We start from the raw sequence: 12,617 nt of genomic DNA on the forward strand, positions 1-12,617 counted from the left end.
ATGGAATTCTGGAAGGTTTCAACAGCCTCATTCAATCCGCCAAGGCCAAGGCTCGGGGTTACCGCACGCACAAGAACTTTATCAACATGGCCTACCTGATCCTGGGCAAGCTGGATCTCAGGCTACCCACTTGAAATGACGAGGAACCCCATTTCTCCTTCCTTGACCCGCACGACCTCCATTTCATCACCATCGGCGGTATGGTGAATGATGGCCATTTCTCCTTTGACGCAGAAAAATAATGCCTCACCCAAGGTGCCCCATTCGGCAATGACCTGATCGGCGCGAAACTGGGCATGGGTCACGTATTCCGCCAGAGTCTGAATTTCGGCAATGGTGAGTGACTGAGCCAGATGGTGCTGCTTCAGAAATTGGGTGATTTCGACATGCGCGGTGGCAGACATGAGGCGCTCCTCGTTCCTGGGGGGTACGAATGCATTATAGGGGGTTATGGTGAAAGAAGGACAGGTCTACAATGCGCCCATCCTTCATCATGATGAGTATCCGCAAATGAATCGACCCAGTGGAAGAATGGCAGACGCTTTGCGCCCGATAGAAATCACCCGCAATTTCACCAAACACGCCGAAGGCTCCGTACTGATGGCCTGCGGGGATACCAAGGTGTTATGTACCGCTAGTATTGAAGAAAAGGTTCCGCCTTTTTTGCGTGGGGCGGGGAAGGGATGGGTGACTGCAGAGTACAGTATGTTGCCCAGAGCGACTCAGGATCGGATGCAGCGTGAATCGGCCAAGGGAAAAATCTCGGGTCGGACCCATGAAATTCAGCGGCTGATCGGGCGTAGCCTGCGTGCAGCCGTTGACTTGCAGGCCTTGGGTGAGCGCACTATCTGGGTAGATTGCGATGTTTTGCAGGCGGATGGCGGCACCCGAACGGCCAGCATCACGGGTGCCTGTCTGGCGGTAGCCGATGCTCTGCAGGCCCTGCGCCAAAGTGGAAAAGTGCAGGGTAATCCGTTGCGCGACTGGGTGGCTGCCATTTCCGTCGGGATGTATCAGGGACAGGCCGTACTGGATTTGGACTATGCCGAAGATAGTCACGCGGAAGTGGACATGAATGTGGTCATGACGGGTGCTGGCGCTTTTGTAGAAGTGCAGGGTACGGCTGAAAGCGCTGTTTTCAGTGATCAGGAAATGGCCGCCATGCTGGCGCTGGCGCGGCAGGGCATCCGCGATCTGATTGCCCGTCAACGCGAGGAAATTCCTGAGGCTTTGCCTTGAAGCCCATCCTGCTGGCCAGCAGTAATGCCGGCAAAATCCGGGAAATGCGGACACTGCTTAACGCGCACGGCTACACAGTCTATGGGCAGGACGAGCAAGGTATTAAAGGTGCTGAAGAAAGTGGCCGCACATTTGTCGAGAATGCCTTGCTGAAGGCCCGTCATGCTGCGGCCATCTCAGGGATAGCGTCTCTTGCGGAAGACTCAGGCCTTTGCGTGCCAGCCCTGCAAGGTGCACCGGGCTTGTTTTCAGCCCGTTACGCCGGTCCCGGCGCGACGGATGCCGAGAATAATCAGCGCTTGCTCGAGCAGATGCGTGCTTTAACCGGAGCATCGCGTGCAGCCTATTATATTGCCTGCATGGTCTTTATGGAGTCAGCCGACGATCCTGCCCCCATTGTGGCTCAGGGATTCTGGATGGGAACCATTGGTAAAACGCTTCAGGGAGAAGGGGGTTTTGGCTACGATCCGTTATTCTGGCCGCTGGGTGGTGCGCGTAGTGCGGCTGAATGGGCACTGGCAGAAAAAAATCAGGTGAGTCATCGCGCCCATGCTCTGCGGCGTCTTTTGGCTATGCTGCAGGAACGTCAGGCACCCCAGCCGCTATCAGAAAGTGATTGACGCAGTCGGGTCAGAGCTCTGACCTGCAACTGGCGGACGGCCTCGCGGCTGACGCCCATACGTTCGGCCACGGCTTCCAGCGTCATGGGCGCATCTCCATGGATGCCGTAGCGGAAGATCATCACTTCCCGTTGCTTTTCATTCAGTTCCGCCAGATGCTCCCGGAGTGCCTTGCAGATGGACTCACGGTCGTAGTCCATGTCGGGGCTGGCGGTATCGCCTGGTACCTGTTCAACCCGACTGGGGCCATCGGTAAATTCCTCATCCAGCGAGCAGACGCGAATGTCGGCAAAATCCAGAGCACGCATGGTACTTTCACGCACCCCCAGGGCTTCCCGGCGTTGCTCGCGTCGGGCGTCTTCTGTTGATTCGCTTTCATCTTCACCACGCTGCAGGTAGGCGTGCAGCGATTTTGCCAGATAGTCCGGCAGCCGGATGAAGCGGGAGCGGATGAGCGCACGTTGCATGGCTTCCCGAATCCACCAGGTGGCATAGCTGGAAAAACGGGTACCAAGACCTTCACGGAAGCGATCTGCGGCACGCAGTAAACCCATGTAGCCTTCCTGAAGCAAATCTTCCTGACTGAGACCTTTGTTTCGATAGGCCCGGGCAACCGCTCTGACTAAAGGCATGTGCGCAGAAATCAGGGTGGCTCTGGCGCAGTCATCTCCCTGACGCAGACGGCGGATGAGTTGCAGTTCCTGATCCTGAGTGAGAAAGGGACTGCTCTGATCGCCTTCTATAAAATCAGTCAGAGGGGGCGGGTCAATAGCCGGCGCGACATCGGGTAATGCTTCGTTTAATTCTCTCACTTCCGTTCGCATGGGCATCCCCTAGAATCAAAGACCACAATCACTCTAACATTGTAATCTAATATTCTATATCTAAAAGAGTTTTTATCATTTCCTATATTAGCATTCTTTTTGATCATCCTGTCAAGCAGATGCAACTATAGTTTTGTGTTTTTTACAACGACTGCTGAGCGTGGTTTCTTTTTGACTCGCGCCGTTGATCTGCCTATACTCTGCCCCTTTCTCGCTAAGCTTTTATTTTTGATGAGGTCAGAAACCTTCTATGCCAACTGTTCGTGTTAAAGAAAATGAACCTTTCGAAGTGGCGCTGCGGCGCTTCAAACGCTCCTGTGAAAAGGCCGGAGTCCTGACGGAAGTACGTCGTCGCGAGTTTTATGAAAAGCCCACCGAAGAGCGCAAGCGCAAGGCTGCTGCTGCGCGCAAGCGGGCTTTGAAGCGGATGCGTCGTCAGTCCATGCGTTTGGTTCGGATGTACTGAAGCATGTCTTTACGCGAACGTCTTCAGGAGGACATGAAGGCGGCGATGCGCGCTCGTGAGTCTGATCGTCTTACCACTATTCGCATGCTCCAGGCAGCGATCAAGCAACGTGAGGTGGACGATCGCCGCGAGTTGGATGATACCGAGGTTCTAAGTATCGCCGAAAAACTGATCAAGCAAAGAAAAGATTCTGCCAGTCAGTTCAGAGCGGGAAATCGCCCGGATCTTGCCGATAAGGAAGAAGCAGAAATTGTCATCCTTTCCGCTTATCTCCCCGAGCCCCTGAGTATGGAAGCCATTGATGCCCTGATTGCAGAAGCGGTTTCAAACACCGCCGCCAGCGGTCCCAAAGATATGGGTAAGGTGTTGAACAGCCTGAAACCGCAATTGCTGGGTCGGGCTGATATGGCGCTGGTTGCGGAAAAAGTAAAGGCGCGCCTGAATAACGGATGAAAGACGCTGTGGCAGGGGCGGCTCCCTGGCAGGACAGCTTTTCCAGAGCCCTCGATCTGGAAGATATTCGTGCCGCCTGGCTGGCCAAATGTGCCCATGAATATGGGCAGTATTATGTAGAAAACCTCCATCCCTGGGTAGGCCTTGCTGAAATTCAGCAGCGCCTTAATATGGCGCTTTTGCTGGCGGAACGATCTGCTGCTGGCTTTTCGCTGCCCATCCACATTCTCCCGGACATTCGTTCCCTGCTGGACCTGCTTGAGCGCCCCGGCGCCATTCTGAGCGGCCGCGAGTTGCAGCAGATAACCCGGGTTTTGCATGGCCAGAAGCACTATGCCTCGGCCTTGCGGGAAGTCAACGACACGCTGACGGAATGGGCAACAGACCTGGAGCCTTCACTATCGCTGCTGCGGCATCTGCAGCAGGCTCTGGATGATGAAGGCGAACTTCTGGATGCTGCCAGTGCTGAATTAAGCGCCATTCGCCGGCAGTTGCGCCAGGGGCGCGCTGAAATACAACGCTTTTTGCAGGGATTTTTACGTAATCCCGATTGGCAGGATTACTGGCAGGATCAGCTGATTGTCCAGCGGAATGACCGCTATGTATTGCCCCTGAAAACCAGCCACAAAGGCCGTATCAAGGTTATTGTCCATGATCGTTCGGCGAGTGGTGAAACCCTTTTTGTGGAGCCCTTAACGGCGGTAGACCTGAATAACCAGTTGGTGCAGGACCGCCAGGCCGAACGTCTGGAGCAGGAAAAGGTACTACGGGCCTTAAGTGCGGCTGTACGTCAGGAAGTGCCGTCCATGCGCCGCGCCTTAAAGTACATTGGACGGCTGGACGGAGTTCGCGCCGCCCTGGAACTGGGCAAGGATTTTCAGGGTACGCTGGTTCAGGTGGATAATCGCCCGGCCTTTGATCTGCACAATTTACGTCATCCCCTGCTGTGTATGCAGCATCCGGGTCAGGTGGTTGGTAATCCTCTGGCTTTGGGCGAAAGTAATCATCAACTGGTCATTACCGGACCCAATACGGGTGGCAAAACGGCACTGCTCAAGGCCCTGGGGTTGAACCATCTGATGGCTTATTTAGGCATGCCGGTGGCTGCTGAAGGTCGTCTGGGATATTTCCGGCAAGGCTTTGCGGTTATTGGTGACGCTCAGGATATTCATACGGACCTGTCTACTTTTTCGGCACAGGTGAGTCGCTTGCGCAGGGTGCTGGAGCAGGCTGATCAACACAGCCTGGTACTGTTGGATGAGCTGGGTAATGGTACGGATCCCCGCGAAGGGGGTGCCCTGGCCCAGGCCGTGGCCGAGGCGCTCCTGTCGGTTCAAGCCTGTGCGGTGCTCACCAGTCATCAGGAAATCATGAAACGTTATGCCCTCAGCCGCGCTGGCGTAGCTTTGGCCGGTATGGGCTTTGACGCAGAACGTCTTGCCCCGACCTATCGTCTGCAATGGGGAGTAGGTGGTGCCAGTCAGGGGTTGACTATCGCGCGACGTGTCGGAATGCCTGAAGCGCTGGTACAGCGCGCCGAGGTCTTGTACGCGGATGATCGCGAGGACTGGGAACGCTGGGAAGCACAACGGGAAGGCCTGTTGCGCGCCGCACAACAGGCAATGGATGAAGCGGCGCAGGCGCGCATTGAAGCTGACAAATCGGTGAAACGTTTGCAGCGTGAACTGGATGCGGCACGTCAGGATCGGGAGCGGGCCGCTGAACAGGCTCGCAATGAGTGGACACAGTTGCTGCAGAATGCGCGCAGTGAAGTGCGGAAAACCATCGCTGCGCTCAAATCTGGACGGGATACCCAGGCGGCCAGTGCGGCACTGGAACAGTTGGGTACGCCTTTTCAGATGGCCGAAACCGTGTCGGTGGATTTGCCTGCAGTCGGCAGCAAAGGCTTGTTTCTGCCCCTGCGCCAGGTTACCCAGATTGTCCGTGTCGATGCTGCCCGGCAACGTCTGCAAATTCAGTTGCGCGGCAAGCAGGTGTGGATTCCCCTGGAGCAGTTCCGCGCGGATTCCGCACTGGAAATACCCAAGGAAAAAGGGAGTACTCAGTATGCTTCACCAGAAAACCATCCGTGGCGTCTCGATCTGCGTGGTCAGCTGCGCGAAGATGCCTGGCAGGCTTTGTGCCGCCATGTGGATGGCGCCATGGCTTCCGGTCGCCAGCACATTGAGGTGCTGCATGGTAAAGGCAATGGCGTCCTGGCTGAAATGGTCAGGGAATTTGCCCATCAGGATCCGCGCATCATCCAGTGGCGTATGGCCCGTCCCGAGCAGGGGGGTGGCGGTGTTAGTGAGTTGGAGCTACGCTGAAACATGGTCAAATTTTCTCCCGCATTCATAGATGCGCTCCTCGAACGGACCGATTTGATCCGTCTGGTGGAGGGTCGTGTTCCCCTGAAGAAAAAAGGCAAGGATTTTTGGGCCTGCTGTCCTTTTCATCAGGAAAAAAGTCCCTCATTTTCAGTGAGTCAGGAAAAACAGATTTACTATTGTTTTGGATGTCATGCCCATGGTAACGCCATCGGGTTTCTGATGGCCCATGATCGTCTTTCCTTCCCTGAGGCGGTAGCCTTGCTGGCGGAAGATGCCGGGGTGGCCTTACCTGAAGAGGCTGTTGGTCAGTCTGTTCAGGAAGATCTCCGCCCTTTTCGGCAGATTCTGGACAAGGCGGTCAGCCTGTACCGGGATGCACTGGCAAAAAATCCGGCGGCCCAGCAGTACTGGCAGAGCCGGGGTCTCCATCCGGAAATCATTACCCGCTTTGAATTGGGTTATGCTCCTCCTGCCGCGAATTTTCTGAGTCAGCAACTGGGTAAGGATGAAAATACCCGACGCGCACTGATTGGTGCAGGGTTGGTGAGTAGCCGCGAGGATCATTCGGTTTATGATCGTTTTCGGGACAGGGTTATTTTTCCGATTCGTGATGGTCGCGGCCATCTGGTTGGATTGGGGGGACGCAGTCTCGATGGCCGGGAGCCCAAATATCTGAACTCTCCCGAAGGTCCGCTGTACCACAAAGGGCAGGTGCTTTACGGCCTGCATCAGGCCCGGGATGGCCTGCGTCGGATGAATCGTGCCGTGCTGGTGGAAGGCTATCTGGATGTCATCACCCTGCATCAGGCCGGACTGGATTATGCCGTTGCCGCCAGTGGTACGGCACTCGGGGAAAGTCAGCTACAGATGCTGTTTCGTGCGGCTGCAGAGATTTTGCTGTGCTTTGATGGGGATGCTGCCGGCCGTAAGGCGGCCTGGCGGGCGGTGCAAATGGCGCCTGAATTGTTGCGCGAGGGGCGTCTGCTGCGGGTACTGATTTTGTCGGATGGCCAGGACCCGGATTCGCTGGTGTGCGAGCAGGGCGCAGCAGCGCTGGAAGCTTTATTCCCGACGGCTCGGCCGGCCATCGACTTTTTTCTCGATGAACTGCAGCGTCGCCATAATATTGCCGCAGAAGATGAAAAAGCCCAGTTTCTGCGGGAAGCGCGGGAATTTTTACAGCGTATAAATGATGCCACTTTGCGGGAAGTTTATCTCCATAAACTCCAGGAGTTATGTGGTCTGGCCTTTGCCATACCTTCCAAAACGCGTCGTCGGGATGCTCGAGTTACAGCGTCAGCGCAACCGTCGCGGAGCAAAGACGGGCCCTCCCTCTTCAAGAACGCGATGCGCCTGCTCTTGAATCATCCTGATGACCCTGTCTGGCAGCAACTGGAAAAGGATCTGCTCCCTTTTGCGTCTGACCCCATTGCAAAAAAACTCGATGCTACCCTTGATATTTTGGCAAACATGACCCATTTAAGTTCTCACGAGCTTTTGGCGAGACTGGCTGGTACTGATCTGGCAGAGTTTTGTTATGCCTTGGTCATGTCCGAGGCGGATGAGAGCCAGGGGGGCGCATTGTTGCGCAATGAAATACCTGAATGTGTGCACAGGGTAAATCGGCGCCTGAGCGCCGCTAGGTTGGAATATATGGGCCATACGGCGGATCGTTCGGGATTGGGCGCGCTGACAGAGCAGGAGCGGACCGAAATCGTGTTGTCAACGCGACGTGGTCGCCACAAGCGTCCCGAATCCTGAAGGGTCCAGACAAAAAGGATGGATGAATGCTGGCAATGAATTTTGCTTTTCATCCAGATGGTTTTTCTTATATAATGTGCGGCTTTCCGCGAGTGCAGGATGGTTATGAGAGACGGTGAGAGTGTAGTGGACAATGAGTCTCAGCGGTCTGAGCTGAAGCGTCTGATCGCGCGCGGGAAAGAGCAGGGATACCTGACCTACGGGGAGATTAACGATCATCTGCCCGAAGAAGTTTTTGATCCTGAGCAGATGGAAAATGTCATTTCCATGATTAATGACATGGGCATCGAAGTTTTTGAAGAAGCACCGGATGGCGATACTCTTCTGGATGGTGAAGGTAATGTCGGCGTGGCCGCCCAGGAAGCCGAAGAAGCTGCTGAGGAGGCCCTGGCTGTCGTCGAAGCGGATATTGGCCGTACCAGTGACCCGGTACGTATGTACATGCGTGAGATGGGCACGGTTGAGCTTTTAACCCGGGAAGGCGAAATTGAAATAGCCCGCCGCATTGAAGATGGTCTGATGCAGGTTTTGCGTGCGGTTTCCACCTGCCCGACCACCATCTCGCTGTTGCTGGATGCTGCTGATCGGGTTGAGCGCGGAGAAACGCGCCTGGATGAAGTGGTCGATGCATTTATTGATCCCAATGCTCTGGATGCAGAAGCTGTCAGTGAAGACGAAGAGTCTGTTTTGCTGGAAGGCGAAGAGCCTGAAGACACGGATGATGAAGATGAAGAAGGCGAAGAAGGCACTCTTGAAGCGGATAAGGGTCCCCAGCTGGAAGAAGCCCTGGAGCGCTTTGCCGTCATTCGCGAAGCCTATCTGAATCTGCTTGCCAGTCATGCCGAAGGTGAAATGCATGACGAAAGCTATCAGGAAAAAAGACGCGAGCTGGCAGAACGCTTTCTGGAAATCAAGCTGAATGGTCGCCAGATTGATGTAATGGCCGATGCCTTGCGGGCTTTAACTGACGGCGTGCGCCAATGTGAGCGTGAGCTCATGGAGATTTGTATTGAGCGGGCGCGTTTTCCCCGGAAGGAATTTGTGCGCAGTTATCCGGGTCATGAAAGTGATCTGGGCTGGATAGACCAACAGATTAATGGTGGCTTTACTTATAGCGCACGGTTAGTGGAATATCGGGATGATATTCTCGCCATCATGAAGCGTCTGGCAGATATTGAAAAACGGGCGGGCTTGCCGGTTGCAGAAATCAAGGAAGCCAGCCGTTTGATGTCTATTGGTGAGGCAAAAGCCCGGCGGGCCAAAAAAGAAATGGTCGAAGCCAACCTGCGTCTGGTCATCTCCATTGCCAAGAAGTACACCAATCGTGGTCTGCAATTTCTGGATTTGATTCAGGAAGGCAATATCGGCTTGATGAAAGCGGTGGACAAGTTTGAATACCGGCGTGGCTACAAGTTTTCTACCTACGCTACCTGGTGGATTAGACAGGCCATTACCCGCAGTATTGCCGATCAGGCGCGCACCATTCGTATTCCGGTGCACATGATTGAAACCATCAACAAGCTGAACCGGATTAGTCGGCAAATGCTGCAGGAAATGGGTCGTGAGCCATCACCGGAAGAACTGGCAGAGCGCATGGAAATGCCCGAGGACAAGATACGCAAGGTGCTGAAAATTGCCAAGGAACCGATTTCCATGGAAACTCCCATTGGTGATGACGAAGACTCCCATCTGGGTGACTTTATTGAAGATCGTAATGTCACCGCGCCGGCCGAATCAGCAGTCAACGCGGCTATTCGCGAGGTTGTCGAAGAACTTCTGGACAATGGTCTGACAGCCCGAGAGGCCAAAGTGTTGCGTATGCGCTTTGGAATCGGCATGAACACGGATCACACCCTTGAAGAAGTGGGTAAACAGTTTGATGTGACCCGTGAGCGTATTCGTCAGATTGAAGCCAAGGCGCTGCGGAAGTTGCGCCATCCTTCCCGCTCTGAGCGTTTAAAGAGTTTTGTGGACGGAGAGGTCACCATTCCTTCCTGAAGGGTAAATGTGGTAAAAATGCGGGCGCGGAAACAATTTCGTGCCCTCTCTTCAGGGCCTGTAGCTCAGTTGGTTAGAGCAGGGGACTCATAATCCCTTGGTCCACGGTTCGAGTCCGTGCGGGCCCACCAAATAAAACAAGCAGTTATAAATTAGTCGTTGACAATCCTCTACTCCTCAGGTACAGATTCAGTACAGTACCAAATTTGGATTGAGGAGATTTGCTTTATGGCCACGATAGTTAAAAACCCGGCGGGAACTTGGAAGGCGGTGATTCGCAAGCAGGGTTGGCCAACGGCCGCGAAAACGTTCCGGACCAAACGTGATGCCGAGGATTGGGCGAGGCAGACCGAAGATGCAATGGTTCGTGGCGTGTATATTCAACGGAGCGACTCCAAAAAGTTCATTCTGGATCAGGCGCTTGACCGCTACCTGCGGGAAATAACCCCCACCAAGAAGGCGGGTGATTCCCAACGGCGTGACCATACAAGTGCCAAGGTGCTACGGGAACGGCTTGGCAAATACGCACTGTCCGCACTTAACCAAAAAATTATTGGACTATATCGTGATGCCCGGCTGGCTGAGGGGCGTGCAGGTAATACGGTGCGTCTCGAACTCGCTTTACTCTCCCACCTGTTCACCGTGGCAATCCGTGAATGGGAAGTTGGTCTACCATCCAATCCTGTTTTACAGGTCAGCAAACCCAAAGGCAATGTACGTGACCGACGTCTCCAGAGAGAGGAAAGCCCACGATTGCTGGAAAGTGTGCGTAAACACAGTAATCCTATGCTTGCATGGGTCACTGAATTGGCACTAGAAACGGCTGCCCGCGTGGAAGAGATTCTCTCCCTTGAGATGCGCGATGTGCACCTGGAGCGACGGATAATGATTCTCCGGGACACTAAAAACAAGGACACGCGAGGTGTTCCATTAACGATGCGAGCTGCAGAAATTTTTCAGGAAGCGATTGCCCACTATCCGCGTGGGGATTCTCCCCTTATTTTCCCAGGTAATCCCGGTCGCGACGGGGTGCGTCGCCCCTACCGGATACACAAGGTTTGGAAATCTGCCCTGGGTCGCGCGAGTATAGTAGGCCTGCATTTCCATGACCTACGCCATGAGGCGACCAGTCGCTTTGTCGAGATTGGCTTATCGGACAGCAAAGTGCGGCAAATCACTGGGCATAAATCCCCACAGATGCTCGCTCGTTACGCGCACCTACGCGCAGAAGATTTGGTGGCAGACCTCGATCAGGCACGCGGAATACCCACCCGCTTTGAAGTTCTGAGACCTGCCCCAGACACAGAACAACCGGTTACCAACAGAAAAAACGCGAAAATAGTGCCTTTTCCCGTCCAAAAATGATTTTTGCTTTGGTTATGCTGTCTCCATGGATGAACAGGAGACAGCCATGAACCATCACACACCACAACTACTCACTGCCGAAGAAGCTGCGAGTCAACTCAGAAAAACCCCTTCCGCATTTCGGGAAGCGATGTGTCGCAGTCGGGCCAAGTGGGCCATTTGGCTCTCTGGCCGGAGGATCAAGTTAGGTCGCAGATATTATATCCGCCGGGAGGACGTAGAGGCGGTTTTGCGTTTCGGCGACGCCGTTGCCGACCTCCCGTCAGCTGAACATGCTCCTCAGCTGCGGCGGATAGGGGGTTAAATGCGAAGGGCTGGGGCTCAAATTGAGCCCAAGATCCTTTTTTCGGGTCCCAAGACCTGGTACGCCGCTTTCAATGCTCTTATTTAAATTAAATATGCAGTTATGATCATGCTGGTAGTTTTCTAGCCTGCTAAAGCCATCAGAATAAGGGCCGTGGCCGATGGGCTGTGGCAATTTGCTGCTTAGCGGCCAGTAAAGCAGGATGTTGGATGCCCACCCAATTCCAGAGGTTGGCCAGAAAAAGCAGGGATAGACAAAAGCTAAGGGTCGCGAAAAGAAGGGCTATTACAGTCGCAACAAACCATTCCTCCGCACCAGGATGCCTACGGTGTTTCCACCAAGTGAAACCAGCAGCAGATAAGGCTAACACGACAATACTGAGCAGAACAAAGCCGATAATGAGATTCTGGAGGGCGTCGGTATAGGCAATTTGAGCAAGTTGAGCAGAAATTTGCATGGCATTTTTTCCTTGTTCCATTCAAAAAGACAGGGGATGGAGGCGGGTCAAGTGATTGGATCGGATGGGGAAATTTATCTCCATCCGGTCCAACTTTGAATCGCTGTGCTGCTTACAGAGCATCCACAATAAATCGGGGGATCAGTCCGTGTTGCTGTTCAAGTGAGTGCATCCGTATCTGACGATCTTCTGCATCCTGGCTTTCCCAGAGGAAACGATACGCACCGATGGTGGCGACCTGAAGCTCCCGCAGCATGAATCGGATAATGGTTTTATCGAGAAATTCGAATAATGCCCCACTTAATTCTATTTCCGAGTCGGTACCCAGTTTCCCTGAAGATCGTGCTAGTTGCGCCACCAGTATGAGGGTGCGGTTTTCATCCCAAATCTCCAGATTACCCGGCATTAGCTTCCAAGGGAGTTGTTGCAAAAACAGAGGATGGACCACCGCCATATCCAGGAGGCTCTCCTGCCAGGGTTGTTGGTGGAAGATCCCCCAGAGTTTTTTTTGACCTTCCACCTTACTCTGAAGGTCTGCTGCAGGCATCTTCAGATAGAAAAAATCCTTATGGTGGCTAATGGCAATGCAAAGGATAATCTGTTGATTGAGAAGGGGGATGAATCCAAAAAATGGCCAGGCACCCTGGGATACTGTCAAACAGCGTTTAAAAATGACCAGGTAACAGCGTATATTTTTGACCAGTTTTAGAGGGGGTGGCTGCGACGTTTTTTGAACCGGTAAGAATCGTTTCCGGTCTCCAGAATATCGCAGTGGTGGGTCAGTCGATCGAGAAGCGCCG

Annotated in this window: 15 protein-coding genes and 1 tRNA gene; 11 read left to right on the forward strand and 5 right to left on the reverse strand. The window is 53.9% G+C overall.

Annotated features, from left to right (window positions below; genetic code table 11):
* Positions 1-134: transposase (locus tag BLW97_RS18980; RefSeq protein ID WP_143214904.1), on the forward strand; the 134-nt coding region annotated here is incomplete at its 5' end.
* Here the strand turns inward: BLW97_RS18980 and BLW97_RS04395 are convergent.
* On the reverse strand, positions 123-404 hold the full coding sequence (locus BLW97_RS04395; RefSeq protein ID WP_242947695.1) for a cyclic nucleotide-binding domain-containing protein: 282 nt from the start codon (positions 402-404) through the stop codon (positions 123-125). The two genes, BLW97_RS18980 and BLW97_RS04395, sit on opposite strands and share 12 nt — an antisense overlap.
* Positions 405-450: 46 nt before the next feature.
* On the opposite strand from BLW97_RS04395, the gene rph reads away from it, so the two are divergent.
* On the forward strand, positions 451-1,239 hold the full coding sequence (rph, locus tag BLW97_RS04400; RefSeq protein ID WP_278278478.1) for a ribonuclease PH: 789 nt from the start codon (positions 451-453) through the stop codon (positions 1,237-1,239).
* The gene (gene rdgB, locus BLW97_RS04405) at positions 1,236-1,859 is read left to right on the forward strand and encodes an RdgB/HAM1 family non-canonical purine NTP pyrophosphatase (RefSeq protein ID WP_075322455.1); all 624 of its coding nucleotides are present in this window, start codon (positions 1,236-1,238) and stop codon (positions 1,857-1,859) included. Before rph ends, rdgB begins: the two co-directional genes overlap by 4 nt.
* Here rdgB and BLW97_RS04410 read toward each other — a convergent pair.
* The gene (locus tag BLW97_RS04410; RefSeq protein WP_031572370.1) at positions 1,826-2,683 is read right to left on the reverse strand and encodes a sigma-70 family RNA polymerase sigma factor; all 858 of its coding nucleotides are present in this window, start codon (positions 2,681-2,683) and stop codon (positions 1,826-1,828) included. The two genes, rdgB and BLW97_RS04410, sit on opposite strands and share 34 nt — an antisense overlap.
* A 250-nt stretch (positions 2,684-2,933) precedes the next feature.
* Between BLW97_RS04410 and rpsU the strand changes: the two genes are divergently transcribed.
* From rpsU to BLW97_RS04450, 8 genes are all read left to right on the forward strand, one after another.
* Positions 2,934-3,149 (forward strand): 30S ribosomal protein S21, encoded by a 216-nt coding sequence (gene rpsU, locus BLW97_RS04415; RefSeq protein WP_010636820.1) that lies wholly within the window; start codon positions 2,934-2,936, stop codon positions 3,147-3,149.
* A gap of 3 nt (positions 3,150-3,152) precedes the next feature.
* On the forward strand, positions 3,153-3,602 hold the full coding sequence (locus BLW97_RS04420) for a GatB/YqeY domain-containing protein (RefSeq protein ID WP_031572369.1): 450 nt from the start codon (positions 3,153-3,155) through the stop codon (positions 3,600-3,602).
* Entirely contained in the window at positions 3,599-5,929 is a 2,331-nt protein-coding gene (locus tag BLW97_RS04425; protein WP_075322456.1) for an endonuclease MutS2, read from the forward strand. Before BLW97_RS04420 ends, BLW97_RS04425 begins: the two co-directional genes overlap by 4 nt.
* 3 nt (positions 5,930-5,932) lie before the next feature.
* A complete protein-coding gene (dnaG, locus tag BLW97_RS04430) occupies positions 5,933-7,693 on the forward strand; it encodes a DNA primase (RefSeq protein WP_075322457.1) in 1,761 nt (586 codons plus the stop codon).
* A gap of 105 nt (positions 7,694-7,798) precedes the next feature.
* Complete coding sequence (rpoD, locus tag BLW97_RS04435) at positions 7,799-9,691, forward strand: RNA polymerase sigma factor RpoD (RefSeq protein ID WP_065957714.1); 1,893 nt, start codon at positions 7,799-7,801, stop codon at positions 9,689-9,691.
* A gap of 54 nt (positions 9,692-9,745) precedes the next feature.
* Positions 9,746-9,822: transfer RNA gene (locus BLW97_RS04440), tRNA-Ile, on the forward strand.
* Between the two features lie 97 nt (positions 9,823-9,919).
* Positions 9,920-11,056 (forward strand): site-specific integrase, encoded by a 1,137-nt coding sequence (locus BLW97_RS04445; protein ID WP_075322458.1) that lies wholly within the window; start codon positions 9,920-9,922, stop codon positions 11,054-11,056.
* Positions 11,057-11,102: 46 nt separating this feature from the next.
* Positions 11,103-11,360 (forward strand): hypothetical protein, encoded by a 258-nt coding sequence (locus BLW97_RS04450; RefSeq protein ID WP_075322459.1) that lies wholly within the window; start codon positions 11,103-11,105, stop codon positions 11,358-11,360.
* A 139-nt stretch (positions 11,361-11,499) separates the two neighbouring features.
* On the opposite strand, the gene BLW97_RS04455 is transcribed toward BLW97_RS04450, so the two are convergent.
* From BLW97_RS04455 to BLW97_RS18985, 3 genes are all read right to left on the reverse strand, one after another.
* Positions 11,500-11,817 carry a hypothetical protein gene (locus BLW97_RS04455; protein WP_075322460.1) on the reverse strand — a complete coding sequence of 106 codons (318 nt, stop codon included), beginning with the start codon at positions 11,815-11,817 and terminating at the stop codon, positions 11,500-11,502.
* A gap of 112 nt (positions 11,818-11,929) precedes the next feature.
* On the reverse strand, positions 11,930-12,475 hold the full coding sequence (locus tag BLW97_RS04460; protein ID WP_207650550.1) for a hypothetical protein: 546 nt from the start codon (positions 12,473-12,475) through the stop codon (positions 11,930-11,932).
* 47 nt (positions 12,476-12,522) lie between these two features.
* A partial coding sequence (locus tag BLW97_RS18985) for an ATP-binding protein (RefSeq protein WP_242947823.1) occupies positions 12,523-12,617 on the reverse strand: 95 nt, incomplete at its 5' end.

The sequence above is a fragment of the Acidithiobacillus albertensis genome, from assembly GCF_001931655.1.
Lineage (GTDB): Bacteria > Pseudomonadota > Gammaproteobacteria > Acidithiobacillales > Acidithiobacillaceae > Acidithiobacillus > Acidithiobacillus thiooxidans.